Annotated in this window: 22 protein-coding genes, 1 tRNA gene and 1 pseudogene; 14 read left to right on the top strand and 10 right to left on the bottom strand. The window is 56.0% G+C overall.

The window, feature by feature from the left end:
• Nucleotides 1-41 precede the first annotated feature (41 nt).
• Nucleotides 42-359, top strand: a complete 318-nt coding sequence (locus AC2FFB_RS19035; protein ID WP_496714120.1) for a uroporphyrinogen-III C-methyltransferase — start codon at nt 42-44, stop codon at nt 357-359.
• A gap of 818 nt (nt 360-1,177) precedes the next feature.
• Here the strand turns inward: AC2FFB_RS19035 and AC2FFB_RS19030 are convergent.
• Nucleotides 1,178-1,756: pseudogene (locus AC2FFB_RS19030) on the bottom strand (tyrosine-type recombinase/integrase).
• Nucleotides 1,757-2,284: 528 nt separating this feature from the next.
• Between AC2FFB_RS19030 and AC2FFB_RS19025 the strand changes: the two are divergent.
• On the top strand, nt 2,285-3,310 hold the full coding sequence (locus AC2FFB_RS19025) for a LacI family DNA-binding transcriptional regulator (protein ID WP_281973846.1): 1,026 nt from the start codon (nt 2,285-2,287) through the stop codon (nt 3,308-3,310).
• Here the strand turns inward: AC2FFB_RS19025 and AC2FFB_RS19020 are convergent, their stop codons facing one another.
• The 8 genes from AC2FFB_RS19020 to AC2FFB_RS18985 all read right to left on the bottom strand — a co-directional run bounded on the left by AC2FFB_RS19020 (nt 3,311) and on the right by AC2FFB_RS18985 (nt 12,336).
• Nucleotides 3,311-4,306 carry a nuclear transport factor 2 family protein gene (locus tag AC2FFB_RS19020; protein WP_496875306.1) on the bottom strand — a complete coding sequence of 332 codons (996 nt, stop codon included), beginning with the start codon at nt 4,304-4,306 and terminating at the stop codon, nt 3,311-3,313.
• Nucleotides 4,299-5,450, bottom strand: a complete 1,152-nt coding sequence (locus AC2FFB_RS19015; RefSeq protein WP_496875305.1) for a nuclear transport factor 2 family protein — start codon at nt 5,448-5,450, stop codon at nt 4,299-4,301. Before AC2FFB_RS19015 ends, AC2FFB_RS19020 begins: the two co-directional genes overlap by 8 nt.
• Nucleotides 5,447-6,448, bottom strand: a complete 1,002-nt coding sequence (locus AC2FFB_RS19010; protein WP_496875304.1) for a nuclear transport factor 2 family protein — start codon at nt 6,446-6,448, stop codon at nt 5,447-5,449. Before AC2FFB_RS19010 ends, AC2FFB_RS19015 begins: the two co-directional genes overlap by 4 nt.
• Before the next feature lie 139 nt (nt 6,449-6,587).
• Entirely contained in the window at nt 6,588-7,469 is an 882-nt protein-coding gene (locus tag AC2FFB_RS19005; RefSeq protein WP_496697402.1) for a carbohydrate ABC transporter permease, read from the bottom strand.
• Nucleotides 7,469-8,497 carry a carbohydrate ABC transporter permease gene (locus AC2FFB_RS19000; protein WP_281973841.1) on the bottom strand — a complete coding sequence of 343 codons (1,029 nt, stop codon included), beginning with the start codon at nt 8,495-8,497 and terminating at the stop codon, nt 7,469-7,471. The genes AC2FFB_RS19005 and AC2FFB_RS19000 overlap by 1 nt, the downstream gene beginning before the upstream one ends.
• A gap of 60 nt (nt 8,498-8,557) precedes the next feature.
• The gene (locus tag AC2FFB_RS18995) at nt 8,558-9,796 is read right to left on the bottom strand and encodes an ABC transporter substrate-binding protein (RefSeq protein ID WP_496709696.1); all 1,239 of its coding nucleotides are present in this window, start codon (nt 9,794-9,796) and stop codon (nt 8,558-8,560) included.
• 123 nt (nt 9,797-9,919) lie between these two features.
• Nucleotides 9,920-10,579, bottom strand: coding sequence for an ester cyclase (locus AC2FFB_RS18990; protein ID WP_496702271.1), 660 nt, complete (start codon nt 10,577-10,579; stop codon nt 9,920-9,922).
• A 1,682-nt stretch (nt 10,580-12,261) separates the two neighbouring features.
• Nucleotides 12,262-12,336, bottom strand: a tRNA-Thr gene (locus AC2FFB_RS18985).
• Between the two features lie 229 nt (nt 12,337-12,565).
• Between AC2FFB_RS18985 and AC2FFB_RS18980 the strand changes: the two genes are divergently transcribed.
• The 10 genes from AC2FFB_RS18980 to AC2FFB_RS18935 all read left to right on the top strand — a co-directional run bounded on the left by AC2FFB_RS18980 (nt 12,566) and on the right by AC2FFB_RS18935 (nt 19,269).
• Nucleotides 12,566-12,721: a hypothetical protein gene (locus tag AC2FFB_RS18980; RefSeq protein WP_185956727.1), complete on the top strand. Its 156-nt coding sequence runs from the start codon at nt 12,566-12,568 to the stop codon at nt 12,719-12,721.
• 6 nt (nt 12,722-12,727) lie between these two features.
• Nucleotides 12,728-13,996: a UDP-N-acetylglucosamine 1-carboxyvinyltransferase gene (gene murA / locus AC2FFB_RS18975; RefSeq protein ID WP_496875303.1), complete on the top strand. Its 1,269-nt coding sequence runs from the start codon at nt 12,728-12,730 to the stop codon at nt 13,994-13,996.
• Nucleotides 13,993-14,469: a DUF2948 family protein gene (locus AC2FFB_RS18970; RefSeq protein ID WP_281973613.1), complete on the top strand. Its 477-nt coding sequence runs from the start codon at nt 13,993-13,995 to the stop codon at nt 14,467-14,469. The genes murA and AC2FFB_RS18970 overlap by 4 nt, the downstream gene beginning before the upstream one ends.
• A complete protein-coding gene (locus AC2FFB_RS18965) occupies nt 14,459-14,980 on the top strand; it encodes a GNAT family N-acetyltransferase (RefSeq protein ID WP_496714109.1) in 522 nt (173 codons plus the stop codon). The genes AC2FFB_RS18970 and AC2FFB_RS18965 overlap by 11 nt, the downstream gene beginning before the upstream one ends.
• A gap of 60 nt (nt 14,981-15,040) precedes the next feature.
• On the top strand, nt 15,041-16,342 hold the full coding sequence (gene hisD, locus AC2FFB_RS18960; RefSeq protein WP_496714108.1) for a histidinol dehydrogenase: 1,302 nt from the start codon (nt 15,041-15,043) through the stop codon (nt 16,340-16,342).
• Between the two features lie 93 nt (nt 16,343-16,435).
• Complete coding sequence (locus AC2FFB_RS18955) at nt 16,436-17,260, top strand: hypothetical protein (RefSeq protein WP_496710039.1); 825 nt, start codon at nt 16,436-16,438, stop codon at nt 17,258-17,260.
• 86 nt (nt 17,261-17,346) lie between these two features.
• Nucleotides 17,347-17,826, top strand: a complete 480-nt coding sequence (locus AC2FFB_RS18950; protein ID WP_142639020.1) for a UPF0262 family protein — start codon at nt 17,347-17,349, stop codon at nt 17,824-17,826.
• 3 nt (nt 17,827-17,829) lie between these two features.
• Nucleotides 17,830-18,282: an arsenate-mycothiol transferase ArsC gene (locus AC2FFB_RS18945; RefSeq protein ID WP_142639018.1), complete on the top strand. Its 453-nt coding sequence runs from the start codon at nt 17,830-17,832 to the stop codon at nt 18,280-18,282.
• A 2-nt stretch (nt 18,283-18,284) separates the two neighbouring features.
• Nucleotides 18,285-18,683 (top strand): ketosteroid isomerase-related protein, encoded by a 399-nt coding sequence (locus tag AC2FFB_RS18940; RefSeq protein ID WP_281995642.1) that lies wholly within the window; start codon nt 18,285-18,287, stop codon nt 18,681-18,683.
• The gene (locus AC2FFB_RS18935) at nt 18,676-19,269 is read left to right on the top strand and encodes a GNAT family N-acetyltransferase (RefSeq protein ID WP_496875302.1); all 594 of its coding nucleotides are present in this window, start codon (nt 18,676-18,678) and stop codon (nt 19,267-19,269) included. The genes AC2FFB_RS18940 and AC2FFB_RS18935 overlap by 8 nt, the downstream gene beginning before the upstream one ends.
• Nucleotides 19,270-19,319: 50 nt before the next feature.
• On the opposite strand, the gene AC2FFB_RS18930 is transcribed toward AC2FFB_RS18935, so the two are convergent.
• The gene (locus AC2FFB_RS18930; RefSeq protein WP_496714106.1) at nt 19,320-20,237 is read right to left on the bottom strand and encodes a hypothetical protein; all 918 of its coding nucleotides are present in this window, start codon (nt 20,235-20,237) and stop codon (nt 19,320-19,322) included.
• A gap of 169 nt (nt 20,238-20,406) precedes the next feature.
• On the opposite strand from AC2FFB_RS18930, the gene AC2FFB_RS18925 reads away from it, so the two are divergent.
• Together AC2FFB_RS18925 and infA are read left to right on the top strand one after the other, a co-directional pair.
• Nucleotides 20,407-21,282 (top strand): carbon-nitrogen hydrolase family protein, encoded by an 876-nt coding sequence (locus tag AC2FFB_RS18925; RefSeq protein ID WP_496714105.1) that lies wholly within the window; start codon nt 20,407-20,409, stop codon nt 21,280-21,282.
• A 91-nt stretch (nt 21,283-21,373) separates the two neighbouring features.
• Nucleotides 21,374-21,592, top strand: coding sequence for a translation initiation factor IF-1 (infA, locus tag AC2FFB_RS18920; RefSeq protein WP_005978431.1), 219 nt, complete (start codon nt 21,374-21,376; stop codon nt 21,590-21,592).

The raw sequence follows: 21,592 nt of genomic DNA, 5'->3' as shown, positions 1-21,592 counted from the left end.
AAGGAAATTTGCTGCGAGGTCACGCCTAGCCGCAAGATAGCATCAACGCGCTGGTCGTGGCCGAAGCGCGAAAAGGACGCCGGGTTGTGCGCCTGAAATCCGGGGACTCGGGAATATTTGGACGCGCGACTGAGGAGATCAAAACGGCGCGGGCCGCTGGTATTCCCGTCAAAATGGTGCCGGGTGTCACCGCCGCTTGCGCCGCTGGTGCTGGATTGACGCGCAGCCTGACCGAACGGGCCGTTGCCAATACCCTTGTTCTGGCGACCGGTACCGGGGCCGCCGATGATCCGACCCCAGACAGCACGCGATTGTCAGGGCCAGGCATGACAACCGCACTTTACATGTCCGTGCGCTAGGCCGGTCGGATGTTCGCGCAATGGATTGCGGAAGGCTTGCCGCGCGACACGCCAGTCGATATCTGCGTTGTTGTATCCAAGCCAAGCCAGAGACACCTGACGACAACTGCGGCTTCTGTCGCGCCAGTTATCGAGGACAACGGCATCTCCGGCTGCGCAATCCTGTTGGTGACCTGGCCCCAAGGTGTTGCCAAAGATGCCGCGATGCCAAAGTCTGTCTCAAGGCTAAGAGCTCCGAACGAGGGTTCGGCGGCCTAAGCACAAATCACTGGGCATTGAGATTGAGCAAACACGTCAACAGCGCCGACCTTGAAACGTCCGGTCCGGCGACTTCGCCTGCAAGGCAGCGGCGAGCGTGCCGCAGTTGCAAACCGATGCTGCACCAGCAATAGCTGCAGGTGCACAAGGCGGCTTTGTCCGCTCACCCACCATTCGTGACCTGGCACCGAACGTCCAGAATGTGCGGTTCGCGACGCGCTGCACATGCGAAGAATAATAGCCTAGTCGATGGCAGCTCAGGGCTCACTGGAACTTTCGCCGCTCGAAATACGAACGCCCGTTGCAGGAGCATTGCGGCCATTCGTATTACCCTCGGCGAACAGGAAACGAGCGGACAAACCGGACTTGTGCAGTCGCAGCTATTGCTGACGCAGAAATACCTCGCATCTGCGGCATGGCTATCGCTGTTTTGCAACTCATATCGCCGAAGTCGCCGTTTATCGCGTTATGAGATGGCGAACGGCAGAACCGCTCGCCAAGGTAGGTCATATGTCGATGCGCTCGGCTATGCTCAGAGCATCTTCCAATTCGACACCAAGTTAACGCATCGTGCTGTCGACTTTGGTGTGGCCAAGGAGCAGTTGCACCGCGCGAAGGTTGCCCGTCTTACGATAGATCTCGGCCGCCTTTGTGCGGCGGAGCGAGCGTAAATCGTATCCACTCGGCTCCAGCCCGATCGCCTTCACCCAGTCGCGAATAAGCCGTGCGTACTGACGCGTCGAGTTGTGTGGTCGGTCGTGAAACCGGCTTGGAAACATGAACAGGCAAGCAAGCATCTCTGGAGTTCTGACCTAGGCCAGAACGGTTTTTCGCGTGTTTTCCGACAGTTCAAATTGAACGGGTCGCTTGGTTTTGCTCTGGATCACCGAAACACGTTCCCGGACGCGATGGTTTTTGATAAGATCAGGCACGGTTAGCTTGACCAGATCACAGCCTCGAAGCTTGCTGTCGATGGCGACGTTGAACAAAGTCAGGTCGCGCAGATTGCCTGCAAGCTCGAATCGAGCACGGATCGCCCAGACCTGTTTTGGCAGCAGTGGACGTTTCTGTCCGATGATGCGCCCTTTGTTCCAGGCTTTGCACATGGGGGTAACTGCGGGAAGTTGGACTCTTGGCATGATTTGCCCTCCGATCCTCCCTCCACGCCCGTCATCAGCACCGTGCTGACTGGGCGATTGTGCAAGCAGGGCTGAACGCCCGTTTAGGGCAGCCACTCAAATGGGCATCTTCTGCGAGCGCTTTCGGCGGCTTGGAGGTCCAAGGGCGAACTGCGCCGATGGCCTCGAAACGCATAAGCCGACATTGTGGATGTTGAAGACGGGCCTTGGCCGCCATGGCGATGATAGGCAATGCAGCAGCGTGTGTCGCGGATACGGTCCGGCAGAATGTCATGTCTGCAGGACACCCAATGGTTTGAGGATGTGCAGCGTCAAGACGAAACGAAACCTCTGCCGCTTAGAACGACTGAAATGAGCGGACGTCGAGACGGGGTGAAGGCTTCAAAACATACTGCCTATCCGTCAATTGACCTGGGTCATTCGGTAGAGATAGGATCGTGGAAAGTCTTCCGGCCCACGCAGAAAATATCCTCGGATTCTCCGTTGATTACGGGGCAAATGGAACAAAAAATTTGGGGCATCTGGAACATGGCCAGGAAGAATTCAGTAACTTCGGTCGACGTCGCCAAACGGGCGGGCGTGTCGCAATCCGCCGTGAGCCGCGCCTTCTCTCGTGTACCCACTCAGTCCGGCGTATCGGCGGAAGCGAAGAAGAGAATCTTCGATGCGGCCAAGGAGTTGGGCTATAGGCCAAACGCTCTTGCCCGGTCGATGATCACTGGGCGCTCGAAGATCATCGCCTTGCTGTTCAGCTATCTGGACAATCAATTCTATGCGCTGGCACTGGAAAAGCTCTGTATCGAATTGCAGAAGAACGGCTATCACGCGATGGTTTTCATGATGCCGGAAACCGCAGTCGGGGTCGAAGAGACGGTATCCGAATTGCTGGAATACAAGGTTGACGGGATTATCACCGCATCGGTCGAACTGTCTTCGTCGCTTTGCAAGCATTGCCAGGATCAAGGTATCTCAGTCGTTATGTTCAACCGGATAAAGGCTGAGGAAGGTGTGTCTTGCGTGTCGTCAGACAATGTCCTGGGCGGACGCTTGGCAGCGCGCTATCTCATTGAAACTGGACACCAGAAGATTGCGTTGCTGTCCGGTTGGGCGGAATCTTCGACCGGGCGCGACCGCCAATTGGGATTTGAGCAAGAGCTGTCGGATCAGGGACACAGCCTGTTTGATCATGCTGCCGGGCATTTTGATCTGGCTGAGACGCGCTCTGCTGCCCTCAAACTTTTGGACAGACCAGCGTCAAAGCGGCCAGATGCGATCTTCATCGCCAACGACTACATGGCGATCGAAGCACTCGGCGTAATTCGCAGCGAGTTGAAACTCACGGTGCCGCAAGACGTGTCGATTGTCGGCTTTGACGACATTCCAATGGCGGCATTGCCTGAGTATGATCTGACGACATTGCGCCAGCCGATCAACCGGATGATCGACCAATCCGTCTCGCTGATGCTAGCTGCGATAGCCGGAAACGACACAGCAGGTAACGTGAGCATCGTGCCAGAACTGGTCGAGCGCGGCACCGTGGCAAACAGAACCTGATCAGCTTTCGCGCCCAAGCTCTGCCAGAATGTCCACTCCTTGCATGGCCATGAAATGTGGGATGTCGATGAAGATCCAGTTCTCGGCCAGTTTTTCGCCATCGCGGCGGTAGAGATCAACGATCCGCATGTCGGCTTCGACTTCGCCAGGCGGTAGACCAAGAAACCCACCCTTCGACCGTAGGGATAGGCTGGGATAGCCGAAGAACCCGCCGTAGTTGCCCTCGCCCAAACGCGCGACATGTTCGGTGTGGCGAACGTATTCCAGACCCTCCTCGAACGGTCCTGAGTGGCCGCGCCTATAACCATCGAAGAATGCGCTGGCGCCGATGCCGCCGGGGCCGAACCAGCACATATTGGGCGTCCAGAAACGGGTCATGTGCTCTTCGGGCGAGCCAACTTTGTTCGCGCGCAAATCGGTGACCATATCAGAGATCAGACCGACACTCGCCCGGCCGTCGGTTTCCGAATGCGCATCGTACAATAGGCCATCATGCGTCGCAGGTCCAGGCGTCAACAGGACCGATCCGGTTGTGCCCGCGCTTGGATGACGTCCCGATTGCGCCAAAAGGTTCAGGATATCGACGTAGCAGGCGATTTCGACGATCTTTTCCTTCTCAATGCGGTGAAATTCGCAATAGCGCAGAAACGAAAGCTTGCGGGAGGGTGCGAGCCCGATCCAGGACTGATCCCATGTGCCCATCAGATGCCCCATTTCGACAACCCAGACCGAGGAAAACCCGTCAAGTTCGTTCCGTCCGGCAAAGAAAATGTCCGGCCGCCGTTGCAATGGCCCCATGGCCTGTTTCAACGGCCGCCAGAAGACGTCAGCAACCTGTTCCGGACCGGTCTGCTCATGAAACGGGTACATGCCGCGCCACGCAAGATTGGCGGCGAAATGAGGTGTCATCGCCTCGGAAACACTTTCCGTGCCTGCCGCATCAATAGCCGCATTGGCGGAGCGGACAAGCGCCTTGGCGTCCTGATAATCAGCCATCGCGGCGGGCCATGGCGATCTGGATCATCAGGTCCAACTCGTTGAAAAGCTGCCATTCCTGCTGAACCACGCCATTCTTGACGCGCTGTTGCGTGATGCCCCAGATCTGGCATTTCTGCCCCGTGGGGTCTTGGTAGAGAGTGCCACCGGTATGGGTGGCATCGGCGCTCCAACGGGTCGAGATCAGATAACCGTCGTCATCGTTGCCCATCCAGTAGACCTCGTCGACATGGTGTTTCATGTCAGGGAAGGCTTCACGCAATTCGGCGATGTAGGCGCGATAAGCGTCCCGCCCGAAAAACTTGCGATCGGTTGTCCCTTCGAATGACACATCGGCGGCATAGCATTCATCCAGTGCCGCCCCATCGCCATTCCAAAGGCTGTCATGGATGGCTCTAGCAAAAGCATCGGGGTCGAACCCCTCAACAGGTTCGCCAACGCACAACGGGCGCTCAGGACGCACACCGGACCGCAGATCGGCCCAAGTTTCGGCGCTGCGCGGCCAGCCGGGGAAAGGATCGGCGGCCAGCCTGTCCGCCTCTTCCCAAAGATCAAGGCCCAGCTGCTTGAGCATGGCGGATGTGTTGTAAAGCACGTGCTCAAGAAAAATGTTGTTGCCAAGTGCCACACAGTTGGCAATGACCATGACGTCGACCTCAGCTCCGGTCGGGTCGCCGTATTTGCTCGGTCCGGTGTTCTTGCCCTTGATGCGCGTCAGGTGTGAAGTGTGAAATCCGATAGTGTCATCGCCAGCCCAGATCACCTCTTCCGCGTTAAGGATAATGTCAGGGATTGCGCCGGTCGTGTGGTGCGTGTCGCCGACGATCTTGGCGTTGCCGTGCTGCAGACCATAGTCGTCATAGACAAGGCTATCGTCGGAGTAACACGCTTCGATATATTCGACTTCACGGGCCTCGGTTTCCCAGATGCGATAGGTGATGCGGACGATATAGTCGACGATGTTGCGGTACTCGGGATCGAACCCGCCAAGCGACTGCGACGGCCCGAGATAGGGCGGGATACGGTGCGCCCCGCCCTTGGTGTAGTTCTTGAGAGATATGTCGAACGACGTGGGCATGTGACCCCGCGACAAGGCGGCGGCCGGATGATGCGACTTCGAGCGATCGGGCATGAATTGGGTCATTCGGTCTCTCCAGTATTGGCCAAAAGATCAACGCCCTGTTCGGCAAGGAAATGCAGGATGTCGATGAATATCCAGTTTTCGGCGAGCTTGTCGCCGTCGCGGCGATAAAGGTCCACGACGCGCATTTCGGCAGCCACGTCATTGGCAGGCGCGCCGAGGTAATCGCCGGTGTTGCGAAGGGTCAGGCAAGGCCACCACATGAAGGCGGCAATGTTGCCTTCGGCCAGTGCAAGTTCCCAATCGTGGATCTTCACCACATCTTGCTTTGCTTCGAAAGGCAGGGTGTGTCCGCGTTGGTAGCCGGGAATGGAGAGGCTGGCTCCGATGCCGGCCGGGCCGAACCAGTTCATGTCCGCGTTCCAGAACCGGACCAGATGATCGCCGGGCGACGTATAGCTCAGCGCCAGATCGGTCAGCATGGCGTGGGTCAGATCATAGGTGTTCTGGGTCAGGTCCCCGGGCTGGGGGTCATGCAGAAGCCCGTCGTGGGTCATTGGTCCCGGCGACATCATCATGCCCCCGGTCTGGTGTTTCGCCAGTGGGTACCGGCCTGCCTGGCTCAAGACGGCGAGAATATCCAGAAACTCTACCGTTTCGACAATGGCTCCGTCCTGGACCCGAGACATCGTCGCGTAGGGCAGATAGGTGGTTTTTCCGGTGGCGGACATGCCCAGCCAGTCGTCCGTGAAATCGCACAGGAAATTGCCCATTTCAACAACCCAGGTGCCGGCACCCGGGTCAAGATCGGCATGACTGGCGAAAAAGATATCGGGGCGCCGCTGGATGGCGGACATGGCATTCTTCAGCGGTGTCCAGACGGTGTCGGCCAATGCTTCGGGCCCTTCGACATCGTAAAACGGGCGCATACCGCGGTAGGTGTGCTCAGGGGACAGGTACTCTGCGCAAGCAGCAGCGGTTTCGGCCCCGGGGGCGCCTTTGTCACGGGCGGTGAAGTACGCTTGAACAAGCGACTTGGCGGATTGCAGGTCTACTGACATGGATCTTCCTTGATCTAGAGGTGACGGTTGGGTTGCGGCGTTGCGTTAACGGCGTGACACACCCTAGGTTTGAAGACGATCTCCCAGATACCATGTGAAAATCAGCGGAGCGGAGGCGAGTGTCAGACGGTCCATCGCCTCACCCTTTCACCGCGCCGGCGGTCAACCCGCTAACGATCTGGCGTTGGAAGAACAAAACCAGGAAGAACAGAGGCACCATGGCGCTCACCACCGCCGAAACGGCAAACATCACGTTGCCCTGTTCGCGGATCTGCGTCAGGAAGCTTGCGATTTTGGGCACCATCGTCTGGTTTTCCGAACTCAGAAGCATCGAGGTAATTGCAAAGTCATTATAGGCCAGAAGGAAAGAAAATAGCCCGGTGGTAATGACGCCCGGCCACATGACCGGAATTATCACATGCCAGAACGCCTGGAACCGGGTGCAGCCATCGACCATAGCGCTTTCGTCCATATCTTTCGGGATGTTCAGGAAGAACGAGTGCAACATCCAAAGCGTAAACGGCTGATTAATTGCGACCAGTACGACGATTGTGGTCGAGAGTCGTCCCCACAGGTTCCATTCGAAGAATGGCAGTAGGTAGCCTGAGACCAGCGTGATATGCGGCATGGCCCGAAACACGAGTGCTGCGATCAAAAGCCAGAATGCGTAACGATATCCGGAACGCGCCAAGGCATATCCGCCCAAAGTTCCTAGGGTCAGTGAAATAATGACGGTGCAAACAACGACAACAGTCGTGTTCAATACATTTCGCCAGAATTCTTCTTGGATCCAGGCACCGTGATAGCCATTGCCAGTGAAGTTGCTGCCGGTTTCTGCAAGTGTGTAAACGCCGTAGATCGCGTTCCGCCAATCGGCCTTGGAAAAGAAATCGCCCTGTACCTTGAAAGATCCCCAGACAGTCCAGACAAACGGCCCGATCGCGATCATCAGCCAGAAGATGATCATCGAGGTCGCGAACCACGTCAGCAGACGCGGTGATTTGTTAGCCGCTGACGCCATCACACCGCCCTCCGGTTAAAGTCCCGCCAGGTCTTTATCAGCACTGGTGTCAGCAGGATGGCAACGCCGAGGATTGTTAGCATCGAAGTCGCTGCGGCCGAGCCGAAGAGTTTATCCTGCCCCGAAAGGTCGTTGTAGATGATCCAACTGAGCGATCTGGCCTTGGCTTCGGCCGAGAAGGACACGATGGGTTCAAGGACGCGGAAATTGTCCATCAGTTGCATCAAGGTGATGAAGACCAGAAGCGGCATCATGTAGGGAACGATGACATAGCGGACCTGTTGAAACCTGCTTGCCCCGTCGATCTTCGCAGCTTCGAGAGTATCCGTGGGAACCGTCTGTAACCCCGCGTAGAACACAACGAAGGCAAAGGGCGTCGAATGCCAGACGCCGTAGACCATCAGCATGATCCAGGTGAGCGGTGCCGAAGCTTTCAGGCTAAGATCAGGATCGTCAAAGATGATCTGCAGCGTAGCCCCGATGATGCCGTCTGCGTCTACCATCCAAAAAAGGATCAAGCCCCCGATCAGAGGCGTCACGATCATCGGCAAGAGCGAGGCAAAGATTGTCGGCCCCTTGGTGACTTTTGGAAGGCGGTTCACACCCAGAGCTATCAATAGACCAAAGACGATCACCAACGGTGTGACGACGAAGGTATAGGCAAGCGTGAAGAAAAGCGCCTTGTAGAACGGCAGGTTGTAAACCCCCGAGATGAATCCCCCGAAAGATTCAGATGCTGACCAGATCCCGCTCACTTCGTCAAAGGCCAGATGCCCACGATTTGTGTAGGTTCCCAAGCCGTTATAACGCCCGAGAGGTGCGTCGACCTTCAACGCGTCGGTTGCTTCCAGATCGACCTGTAGAATCGTGGTACATGTGAAGGGCCCGCAATTCTCGACCTCACGCATGACCTGTTCATGTTCAACAAAGAACGACTGCATCGCTACCGACACGATCGGCAGGGCAATGAACAGGATCATTGCCAGGAATGATGGCCAGATAAATCGTGCAAAAGTTCCGTGCGGCATAGCGAAAACCCGACAAAGTTGTGCGCGGCGCTGAAAGAGCGCCGCGCACCATTTGAGTGTTTACTTGAGGAACCCTTGTTCCTTCGCAGCAGCGGTATAAGCCGCCTCGATGTCAGCTAGGGTTTGTTCAGCGCTTTCGTTGCCCTGCAGGAAGTCTGGCACCTCTTGGAAGAATGCCGAATGCAGAAGTCCCATGTAGGGCAGCATCGGATAAGGCTCGGCACCGGCACCGGCGACGGCCGCGACGCCCTCAGCAGCGACGCCTGGTTTGTAGCTTTCCATCAACCAAACGGCCTTGTCGTTATTAGCCATGACCATGTCATCAGAGATGCCATTGACCATCGCAATGAAAGTAGCTTCGGCATCTTCACCACTGATATTCGCGGCGATGGTGAAACCGTCCCACCAGAGCGATGACGCTGGCGTCGAACCGCCCGCAACAGTCATCGCACCGGCAGGCATCGTCGCCGCAACGATTTCAGGTGTAGAACCCTCGTCGTCGAGCAGACCACCCACCGACGATCCCCAAATGACAGCCATTGCTAACTCGCCCGATTCCCAAAGCGGCACGACTGCGCCAGTATTGTAGGTCAGGAAGTCAGGGTTGGAATATTCCATCAGCGATTTCAGCATGTTCAGCGTCGCGACGCCTGCTTCGTTGTTGATGGACACCTCAGCCGTGCCGGGCTTGAAAAATTCGCCGCCGTGACCGAGATACATGTTCACGACCTCTTCGCCGAGGTTCCAATCCGATTTGGTCAGCATTGCGAAAGGGTATTCCATGATGCCAGCCGCGCGGATGGCTTCGGCAACATCAAGCACCTCTTCGTAGGATGTCGGCACCCCTTTGCCGACCTGGTCAAGAATGTCCTGGCGCACGATCAGATGCTGTGCATTGGCCATGAAGGCAATCGCCATGATCTTACCATCAACACGAATTAGCTGGTTTGGTTGCAAATTCTGACCGTGCTTGGCGACGAGATCATCCAGCGGGCGTATCAGCCCATCATTCAACAAAGGAACGATGGACGAGTTCGCTACGATTTTAGTCGTATACTCAGCCGGATTGGCCGTGAGCGCTGCAACCTGTATTTCATTGTGCTTGGTCGAGTGGTTCTTCGAGAATTCCGCCCCCTCTCCGACGCACGCTTCGGCGTTATCGACAACCGCATGCAGCGCTGGAAAGTCGTTGGCAAGGATTCTGACGCTTCCGCTGGTAACCGGACAATCAGCGAACGCAGCCCCGACCGTCATTCCAAGCGCAGTTGAAGTAACTGCCAGACGAGTGATGATAGACATGTTTTTCTCCCTGGGTTCGACCTCGTTGGGTCAGCTTAGAAGCAGATACGAGCAGTTTGGTCGCTCGACATCGCATACGTATGCGATGTCGACTATACTCGATTCTCTTAAAATATCAAAACCTCAATCCAATCCGGTCAGCAGGCGTTGTCGCGCAATAAGATCGACACCTAATTGTTCAAGAAAGTGCAGATGATCAATGAAGTTCCAATTTTCAGCGATTTTGTCACCCTCCCGCCGATAGAGGTCGACAACGCGCATCGTCGCCTTCTTCTCGGACTTCGGGGCAAGCCCGATATATCCCCCAAGCGAGGTCACATCAAATGTGGGCCAACCGAAGAATCCACCATAGTGGCCTTCTGCGAACTCCGTTCGGTGACCGAAAAAGTCGCCCCACTTCAAGCCTTCTTCGAAGGGAACGCAATGCTGCTCAAGATAGCGTTCCTGTGTGTAGGGTGCACCGATGCCGCCTGGCCCCCACCAGATCATGTCTTCCTTCCAATCCAACGACAGATCCGTGTTTGTTGTGTGAACATCTTCCGCCAGCAAACGGTCGATCATCCTGAGAAACAGCTTCAAAGTCTTTTCGCCTTCGCTCGAAGGTTGGCTGTTGAAAAGCAGGCCGTCATGCGTGCGCGGCCCGGGCGTCACCATCGTCGCGGCGGTCGACGGCGGAAGTGCTTCGGCCCGCACCTGCGCCATCAGATTCAGCACATCCAGGAACATCGTTGTTTCGGTTATCTTGCCGTCCACGACCAGGCTGAATTCTGCGTATCTGAGCATTGTTGACTGTCGGGTCGGACGCATTCCGAGAAACGGCTGATCGAACAGACCAAGAAGGTGCCCCATAGAAGCAACCCAAACGCCAGGTTCATCGCTCAGGTGATTGTAGCCTGCAAAAAATATGTCCGGTCTGCGTTGAAGGGGAGAAAACGAACTTCGCAATGGGCCCCAAAAATTCTTGTCGGCATCTTCGGCGCCGACGCATTCCCGGAACGGTGCAGTGAACTGAAAACTGCAATTCGCGCTGGTTTCGACCGAAAGCCCTTCAGCAAGCGCAAACTTCGGTGCAGTGTCTATGTGCCGCTGATGCGACAAGACTGTCTTCTTGGCAGCGTCTAATGCGCTCTCACGTCGATCCATTGGTGCCCTTTTTTTCTACAAATTACCGCTTTCACTCTATCCCAAAAGAACACCCCGAAAATGGTATCAACACCAACCTTACCTGAAAGGGACTCCCGTCAGCTTTGGTGGACAATAGGGAAGAGCATGCGCCACGACTTCACGCATGATACTAGCTTCTAATTCCCACATTGAACTAGGCTGAGAGAATAACCGCATCAAATTTTCGGATCCCGTTGTGGCGCTTTCCCTGCTTTCGCGATGCTCACTAAGGTGGACCTCGGGTCGCGAAAGCCGAACTTCTGCATTGTCCGCGACCTATGAATTGATGATTCCAGATTTGCTGCGATATGTTTGAACGGCCGGTTTTCTCGCCGCGTTGCGACCGCCTAAATTCAGCAACAGCAGAAAAATCTGCGCTGCGTGCGCTCGCAGCAAGAACAGTGAACTCACAGGAAGGACTCTCCTGGAACCTTCGCCGCTCAAAGCACGAACGCCCGTTGCCGGAGATCGGGGCCATTCGCATTACACTCGGCGAACTGGAAACGAGCGCAACGAAGCTGCCATTCGCAGCACAGCGGGACGTTCGGTCCGGGTGAACGTCTGCAAAGCGGACGTTTTGTTGCACGAACCAGCCCCGGTGGAAGGGAGAGTGTCGGAAGAAGGGTGATCGTCAGAACAAAGATTGTCGGGAATTTTGCAATGAAATCAATGCGTGTTTTCTACGAACGTGGTGCAAACGTACTACCATCAAGACATAGACAAAGAATAAGAAAAAGAAATTGATGAAGAGCGCTCCCTCCGCTTGTTCTATGCCAATCGCGGCTGCCATTTTAGCTGGTCAACGCCGAGAAACGAAGGTCTTGGGTCTCCGGCACGGGTACCTTTCGGTCGCCCCTGAGGCGCTGCCTCCGCACGACCTTTCTGTCGGATCGCAAATGCCCATCGGGCTCCCGTGGCTGGCGAAAGCTTCAATCGCTAGGCCGCCGCCGGCCCGCCTAACCCTTCCTCAATCAATCTCTGAAACCGCGCCCGAAAGGCTTCCGGCAAAGGTGCTGACATGATCCATCCTCCCAATCAGGGTGAATCACAAAATCAGCTTGTTGGGAATCCCCACGATTCAGGTTTTGGGCGGCGCGCTTTAAGGTCTGTCAATTCAGTGGTCGAAGTGTCTCAAGGCTTTGAGAATACCAAATTCGTATGCCTCTGATGGCACTCGCGCTGATTTTCGGATGGCTACCAATGTAGTCGAGAATGGTATTTTCAAAAGCTGGACTATGGGGTGGTCTGAAATAATTCCTAGAACGTAAACTATTGATAACCATGTAAATTTTTAAGGTATATGGTGCTGCTGGAGAGAATTGAACTCTCGACCTCTCCCTTACCAAGGGAGTGCTCTACCTCTGAGCTACAGCAGCCAATCCACTTCAGGGCACCGGGAAAAACGCCCTACTAATACCCTACTAATTTCCACCACGCTCCACTAACTCATTGTTCGAACAAACAAACTTGGAATGGACCCGCCCATTACCAAGGGAGTGCTCTACCTCTGAGCTACAGTAGCGCTGTGGGCGGGTGATTAGACTCAAACGAAACGCGGCGCAAGGGTGTCTGGACGGTTTTTTTCGCCTCCTGTAGAGAAAGGTTATGGCAGAAAAAAATACACCTAAAAAACACGGCAGATCCGGCGATGTGCGCGAAGAGCGGCTGAAAGCGGCGCTCAAGGCGAATATGGCGCGGCGTAAGGCGCAGGCTAAGGCGCGGGCAACCCAGAACGGCAAAGCCGACAAAGACGAGGGATAAGAGCAGATGGATTCGATTCTGGTGACAGGCAACGGGCCGCTTAAAGGTCAGATACCGATTGCAGGGGCAAAGAACGCGTGTCTGACGCTGATGCCGGCGACCTTGCTCAGCGAAGAACCGCTGACGCTGACCAATGCGCCTCGGCTGAGCGACATCAAGACGATGACGGCTTTGCTGCAGTCCTTGGGGGCCGAGGTGTCGTCATTGCAGGATGGTCAGGTGATCGCAATGTCCAGCCACGACCTGACCAGTCAGACGGCGGACTATGACATCGTGCGAAAGATGCGCGCGTCAAACCTTGTGCTGGGTCCTTTGCTGGCGCGGTTCGGGCAGGCAGTCGTCTCGCTGCCCGGAGGCTGTGCAATCGGCGCGCGTCCGATGGATCTGCACGTCGAAGGGCTCGAGGCGCTGGGCGCTGAGATTGAGCTTAAGGACGGGTATCTGCATGCCAAAGCTGTGGGCGGGTTGAAAGGTGCCGTGCATGAGATGCGATTTGCATCTGTGGGCGCGACCGAGAACATTGTCATGGCGGCCACGCTGGCCAAAGGCACAACGGTTCTGAAGAACGCGGCGCGCGAACCTGAAATCGTCGATTTGGTCGTGTGTCTGAGGAAGATGGGTGCCCAGATTTCCGGTGAAGGCACGCCGACCATCGAAATTCAAGGCGTAGACCGGTTGCATGGCGCCACCCATCAAGTAGTCACTGACCGGATCGAGCTGGGCACCTATATGCTGGCGCCGGCGATTTGTGGTGGAGAAGTCGAACTGTTGGGCGGGCGGATGTCTCTGGTGGAATCATTTGCCGGGAAACTGGATGCGGCGGGCGTGAATGTCTCGGAAACAGCAAACGGTCTTTTGGTCGCCCGCAAGAACGGGCGTGTCAAAGCCGTGGATGTCGTGACCGAGCCGTTCCCGGGTTTTCCGACCGACCTGCAGGCCCAGATGATGGCGCTGATGTGCACGGCCGAAGGTACCTCGGTGCTCGAAGAACGCATTTTCGAGAACCGTTTCATGCACGCCCCCGAATTGGTGCGGATGGGCGCGAATATCGAAGTTCACGGTGGCACGGCAACCGTGACTGGTGTCGAACGTCTGAAGGGCGCACCGGTTATGGCGACAGATCTGCGCGCTTCGGTTTCGCTGATACTGGCGGGGCTGGCTGCTGAAGGTGAAACAACTGTCAGCAGGGTCTATCATCTGGATCGTGGGTATGAGCATGTTGTGCGCAAGCTGGAAGGCGTGGGCGCCAAAATTGAACGGATCAAAGACCAATGACAGACGCAAGTTTCCACGATGGGCGTGAGGCTCCACTGAATCTGGGTGCAGAGGATGGGGATGACCTTCAGGTGATCTCGACTTTGACACAGGATGCGGTGTTCCCAGTATCCGAAATGACCTGGCACCCGTCGCAGCGCCGCTTTGGCCTGTTGCTGAACCGTTTCCGCTGGGAGGACAAGGATGCGGCCACGCGCCGGGGCCGTCCATTCGAAAGGGTGCAGTCTGTGCTGGTGTTCGCTTCCGTTCTAACCGTGGCCAGCCAGGGTATCGACCGTAGCGAGAAGGATTTGGTGATGTCCTTGCTTTCGGTCGATTTTGAACCCGGCGAAGACGGCGCGGGTCAGATTTTGCTGACATTGGCCGGTGATGGCGCGATCCGCCTGTCGGTCGAGGCAATAGACGTCACGCTCAAAGATGTGACCCGCCCGTATCAGGCGCCGTCGGGGCAAGCACCGCATCATGCAGAATAAGCGCGGTATCGCGCAGGCCTTCTCAGAACCACCCGCTGGTCTGATGTTGCGCCGCGCGACCGTGTTTGATGTCTTTGATTTAAGCCGCGTACTAATCCGTTCGATCACGCAGCTGTGCCGGGCGGATCATGGCGATGATCCACAGGCCGTTGCGGAATGGACCGCCAATAAAGACCCGGAGACCATTCGGGGTTGGATCAAGGCCGGAGCGCAGATTTGGCTGGCCGAGCGCGCAGGTCAGGTTGCGGCTGTCGGCGGATTGCGTGAGGGCGGCGAGATCACGCTGCTCTATATCGACCCGGCTCATACCGGTCTTGGGGTGGGAAGCGCGTTGTTGGCCCGGCTGGAACAGGAACTGGCCGCTGCCGGTTGCACCGAGGCACAGCTTGAGGGGACACGGACGGCCCAGGCGTTTTATATCCGGCATGGCTGGAAACCGACTGGCGGCTGCGCGGCGCGCAAAAGCATATCCTGTTTTGAGATGCGCAAATCGCTGCACCCGGTGGACTGAGGGTTGAGGACAGCCCATCCCGGCGATATGACCCGGTGAAACGCTACGGAGTGCCAGATCATGCCCGTTTTCCTAAACACCAAGACGCCCGAGTTTGAAGCCGCTTTTCAAACCCTGCTGTCGGCCAAGCGCGAAGACAGCCCGGATGTTGATGCCATCGTAGCGCAGATCATTGACGATGTCCGTGCCCGCGGCGATGAGGCGGTAATCGAACTGACGGCCAAATTCGACCGGTTAGAGCTGACACCGGATACGCTGGCCTTTTCGGCAGAGGAAATCGACGTCGCCATTGCGCAGGTCTCGGACGCGGATCGTCAGGCGCTCGAACTGGCAGCCGAACGCATCCGGGCCTATCACGAGAAACAGATGCCCGCCGATCACCAATGGACGGATGAGGCCGGGGCGACCCTTGGCTGGCGCTGGTCCGCAGTGTCTGCGGCGGGGCTGTATGTGCCGGGAGGGCTGGCCTCGTATCCGTCGTCGGTTCTGATGAACGCGATCCCGGCCAATGTCGCAGGGGTCGAGCGTCTGGCCATCGCCGTGCCCACACCAGACGGTCAGGCGAACCCTCTGGTCCTTTTGGCCGCGCACCTGTCAGGCGTGACTACGGTCTATCGCATCGGCGGGGCGCAGGCGATTGCGGCACTGGCCTATGGAACAGATACCATCGCAGCGGTGGACAAGATCACAGGCCCCGGAAACGCTTTTGTTGCTGCCGCCAAACGCAGAGTCTTTGGTAAGGTCGGTATAGACATGATTGCGGGACCGTCCGAGATTCTGGTTATTGCTGACAAAGACAACGACCCCGACTGGATTGCACTGGATCTACTCAGCCAGGCAGAACATGACGAAAGTGCTCAATCCATTCTGATCACGGATAGCGCCGATTTTGGACGGGCCGTGGCGCAAGCCGTGGAAAAACGTCTTGAAACTCTGCAACGCCGGGCCATAGCCGGGGCCAGTTGGCGCGATTTTGGTGCGGTGATCACTGTGGGCAGTCTGGATGAGGCAGCCTCTCTGTCGAACCGAATTGCCCCGGAACACCTTGAGCTATGCGTCGCAGATCCCGTCGCTCTGAGCGAAAAGACAATTCACGCAGGTGCAATCTTTCTTGGTCAGTACACGCCCGAGGCAATCGGAGATTATGTTGGTGGGCCCAATCACGTCCTACCCACTGCTCGGTCGGCGCGTTTTTCTTCCGGTCTGAGTGTGATGGATTTCCTGAAACGCACGACGCTCAGCCAGATGACACCCGAAGCCCTGCGGGCAATCGGGCCAGCGGCAGAGCAACTTGCGCAGTCGGAAAGCCTTGAGGCGCACGGGCTGTCCGTGACCGCACGGTTGAAGCGATTGAACGGTTGATCACCTATGGTCAGAGGGTCACACCTGCAATTACCTCATCCGATTTTCCCCGACAGGGCTTGAAATCAAGGGGCAAATTGCGGCGCTCTTTGTGTGCGACCGGATCTAAAGGAGGTTGATTTGGAACGTGTGGCGACCCTCTGGATCGGTAAGCGCTTTAGCTTTTTGGAACATCTGTGCCTGAAGTCCTTCGCCGATGTCGACCAGAAGCCAATCGTCTATCACTATGGCGATCTTGAAGACATTCCGGATTATATCGAGCCGCGCGATGCCCGCGAAATTTATGATACTCCCGAGATCTACCGCGATCCGATAACCCGATCCGTGGCCGTTCATGCAGATCTTTTCCGTCTGCAGTTGATGCAAAAAACCAACTATATCTGGGCCGATGCGGATGCTTATGCGGTCCGGCCATTCGAGACAAAGAACGGGTATCTTTTTCCGAATGCGAACCTCAAGAAACAACGGATCATGAACGGTGTACTTGCGTTGCCCAGCGACAGTCCGGGGCTGCAGGCCATGTGCAAATATGCTTTTGACAGCGATCTGGTGCCGCCATGGTGGACACAAGAACATAGGGAAACCTACCGCCAGATGTTCAACGGGTCGACCTATTGGAGCCTGCCAATTTTCAGCTTTGGTCCGCCCATGCTGTTTCACTTTCTTTATGGCACACCAGAGCATGAGATGGCTGTGCACAGGTCGGTCCTCTATCCTATCCCATTGCGATATCGCGGCCTTTGGAATGATCCTGACCTTTCCAAACTGGATTTTCTGAAGTGGGACCAACAGATGTCTGTCCATTTTTTTGGATCCTGGTTCCGAAAGATCTTTCTTGGCCGCCAAATCAACTCTGGTTCACTGGTCGATACGCTGTTGCGCAAACACGGAATAGATCCGTCCGAACACCCGCTTTGACGATTTTCGTCGGACGGGCGGTCACTGCGTTGCCCATTTATTTCCATTGGGATAAGTCTGTCCCGACCTGAACGGACCAAACGACCATGACCCGAATTTCGCACATCGAACTGGATGATAGAAACTTGCCCCCGCCGACTCCCGAGATCGAGCAGGAGCGCAAGGTGGCAATCTATGATCTGCTTGAGGATAACGCTTTCGCGCTGCCCAAACGCGATGATCGTGTGGTTCCGGAAGGGCCGTATCATGTGCAGCTCTCGATCCGTGACAAGCGTTTGGTCTTCGACATTGCCACCGAAGCCGAAGAAAAAGCGGCCGAGTTCCATCTGTCCCTTGGACCATTCAGGCAGGTGGTCAAGGACTACTTCCAGATCTGTGAAAGCTATTTCGACGCCGTAAAGACTTTGCCGCCCAGCCAGATCGAAACCATCGACATGGCCCGGCGCGGTATCCACAACGAAGGCAGTCGGGTGTTGCAGGAACGTCTGGAAGGCAAGGCCGAAGTTGATTCAGACACAGCCCGTCGCCTGTTCACGTTGATCTGCGTATTGCATTTCGGGGGGTGACGGGTGACGTCTCTGCCGCAGTCCATCTTGTTCTGTTGCGACCACAATTCGGTCCGATCTCCGATGGCCGAAGGCATCATGAAGAAGTTTTATGGCACCGGCACCTATGTGCAATCCGCCGGGGTGCACAACGATCTTGAGATCGATGGCTTTTGCATTTCGGTCTGTCATGAAATCGACGTCGAGCTTTCACGTCACCGGTCCCGGTCGTTCGATGAAATGCAGGAATGGGGCGACGACCTCAGCTCGTTCGATCTGATTGTAGCGCTGTCGCCGGCCAGCCAGCGCCGTGCGCTGGATTTGACGCGGGTTTTTCATCTGGATGTCGATTATTGGCCAATAATGGACCCTACCGGGCTGGGCGAAAGCCGCGAGGAAAAGTTACATCACTACCGACAGACCCGCGATCAGATCATTCAGCATCTGAAGGACCGCTGGGGCGAACCAACGGAGTGACCATGAACGAAACCGTCAAAACCTATTTCGAAGCCTTCAACGCCGGGGACGTAACCGGCATGCTGGCCTGTTTGTCCGACGACGTGGCCCATCATGTGAACGAAGGGCAGATACGAGTGGGCAAAGAGAAATTCGCAGCTTTTTGTGACCACATGAACCGCTGCTATCGCGAGAACCTCACCGATATCGTTGTGTTCGCGGCCGAGGGCGGTACCCGTGCCGCCGCTGAATTCATCGTGAACGGCACCTATCTTGAGACGGATGAAGGCCTGCCCAAAGCACGCGGGCAGACCTACCGCCTACCAGCCGGGTCATTCTTTGACCTGAAGGATGGCAAGATCACGCGGGTCACCACCTTTTACAACCTGGCCGACTGGACCAAGCAGGTCTCGAATGGCTGAGGTCACAGGCGTTCGCGCCTTGACCGGGGCGGCGCTTGAGGCGGCTCTGGATGACGTCGCTCGCTTGCGGATCGAGGTGTTTCGGGCATGGCCGTATCTTTATGACGGCGATCTGGAATACGAACGGAAATACCTGCAATCCTACCGTGACAGCGACAGATCCATCGTTGTTGGTGCCTTTGACGGGGATCGTCTGATCGGCGCATCGACCGGCGCCCCGCTAGCCGACCATGCCGCCGATTTCGCGGCGGCCTTCGATTGCTCTGGGCTGGACTTGTCCCAGATCTTCTACTGCGCGGAATCCGTCTTGCTGCCCAACTATCGCGGGCAGGGCGTGGGGCATAGGTTCTTTGACTTGCGCGAAGCCCATGCGCGCAGCTTTGGCTTCACGAAATGCGCCTTTTGCGGTGTGCAACGCACGACCGATCACCCGATGCGGCCTGATACCTACCGCCCGCTGGATGCTTTTTGGAGCGCGCGGAAGTATGAGCCGTTGCCCGGCGCTATTGCGCAGTTTTCGTGGAGGGATATCGGTGAAGAAGGCGAGACGCTGAAGCCTTTGCAATTCTGGATCAGGGATTTGTAGGTGGTTTTGCCCGCTGTGCGGAGAAAGCCGAAATCAACGTCTACCGGCCCTCATCCATCATGATTTTCTACGCACCTGATCACAGACGCTTCAAGAAGCTCGCGATTGAAGGGCATGCTTTTGGCTGGCGTGCCTAGAAGGACAAAAGATGTTTTCCAAGTCGCTTCGCAAAATCCAGCGGCGCCCATCCATGCGACATAGGCTGAGAATCGCATACCGCTGAGCTCTAGTTCGACCGGGTCATAGACAGGTTCAGTCGGTAACAGCTCCAGGTCCAGTTGCTTGCCTCGGATTACGTTCAGAGCAACCTTTACTCCAGTGCTGTCAATCGAATCCTCTGACTCGGCACCTGTTCTTTCCGACTCCAGATAATCCAAAAACTCTTGAAGAGTTTCTTCTTTGGTGTCCGGGCTCTCAAGCAGCTTTGCAAAAGTAATTAGTCTTTTTTGATGGTATCCGCCCGGCTCCAGGCGTTGCGCTAGGCTGCGAAGTAACTCGGCATCTCCGGTGGCTATTGGCATATAGTATTGGCTTGTCAGCGAGTTGTTCGTCGAGGCAAGTAATTCAAGCGCTTCCTCGACGCACCCGTTTAACCAGTAAGCGGAGATGATCCTGCTTTGATCCCTCGGGTTCGAACGGGAGAAGTCAGTCAGTTGAATGACATCATAAAGCGAACCATCTTGCAGTTTCTTCCTGAGCGCCCCTTTGTCGCCATCGAATTGCATTAATGCCGTCCGCATCAAATAGAACTTTAACTCATCCCGCTGTTCGCGGGCGGGTTCTTTGGACATAAGCAACATGGTCAAACTGGCTCGTCTAACGTCTTGCTCTTTGCCATCACCCAAACCATCCAAAAACAACTGAGTAAGCGGTTCGTCGTGCCATGTTGGCGTATCAAAACAGTCCGCAAGCGCGGGCACAGATAAGCACGTTGTTCCTAAAACCAAGCAAAGGATTCTAAAATTCATCACTGGAAAATCCTCAATTTTCTTGCTCTCATTTACCAGTGCTGAAGTTCGTATGCCATGGGCTTACAAATGAACTAGCTGTCCTAAATTCAATGTGTCACGGTTGGGCTATACAGTCCACGAACGCACACTTAGATTTCAGCCGAGTTAAGACTGCAAGGAATGCCCCATGAGACTTGCCACCGCCGCCTATAACCTCGACTGGCTCGAAAACTGGGCGCAGTATGAAGATAAGCTGGCCCGCTGGGTCTCGGATGCCGCAGGGCAGGGGGCAGATCTTCTCGTGTTCCCCGAGTACGGCGCGATGGAGTTGTCGACTTTGGACGGGGCCGAAGTAGCGGGTGATCTGGAACGCTCGATCCGTGCTGTTTCAGATCGGATGGGGGACGTGCAGGCCCTGCATTCGCGTCTGGCTCAAGAGCATGAGACCTACATCCTGGGCGCATCCGCTCCGGTGATTGATGGGTCAGGCCGTCCGGTAAACCAGGCTGTGCTCTACGCTCCGTACGGGACGTTTGACCATCAGGACAAACAGATCATGACCCGCTTTGAACGCGAAGACTGGGATATCGCGCCGGGCGGACCACTGAAATTGTTTGATACCCCACTTGGAAAAATCGGAATCCTGATCTGCTATGACAGTGAATTCCCGCTGCTGGGCAGAGCCCTAAGTGAGGCGGATATAATCCTGGTTCCCTCATGCACCGAGGCGTTGGCAGGATACTGGCGTGTCCGCATCGGGGCTATGTCGCGTGCGCTGGAAAACCAATGTGTTACGGTCATGGCGTCTCTGGTGGGCAAAAACGAATGGTCCGATGCGGTGGATATGAATACAGGAACGGGCGGTATTTTTGGTCCACCTGACAAGGGTTTTCCCGCGACCGGAGTGTTAGCAGAGGGTGCGCTGAACCAACCTGGCTGGACCTATGCCGACGTCGACTTGACAACGATCGCCAATGTGCGCCGGGATGGCCATGTGTTGAACCGCGCCCATTGGGACGAGCAGTGCGGTCGAGTCGAAACAGTCACAATATCCTCTCTTTAGGTGAATACGCCCTTGAAATAAGCCCCAAATAGGCTCATTTAGGCGCACATCCCCGTAGATTCTGCGGGTGCAACGTAATTATGGAGACAACATGGCCAAGGAAGATACGCTCGAATTTCCCGGTGTCGTGAAGGAACTCCTGCCTAATGCGACGTTTCGGGTCGAGCTGGAAAACGGCCATGAGATCATCGCACATACGGCAGGCAAGATGCGCAAAAACCGCATCCGTGTTCTGGCTGGCGACAAAGTTCAAGTCGAGATGACCCCCTACGATCTGACCAAAGGTCGGATCAACTATCGCTTTAAGTAA

This window comes from Ruegeria sp. YTSA219, from assembly GCF_059609985.1.
This window is presented reverse-complemented; position numbering and strand designations above follow the sequence as displayed.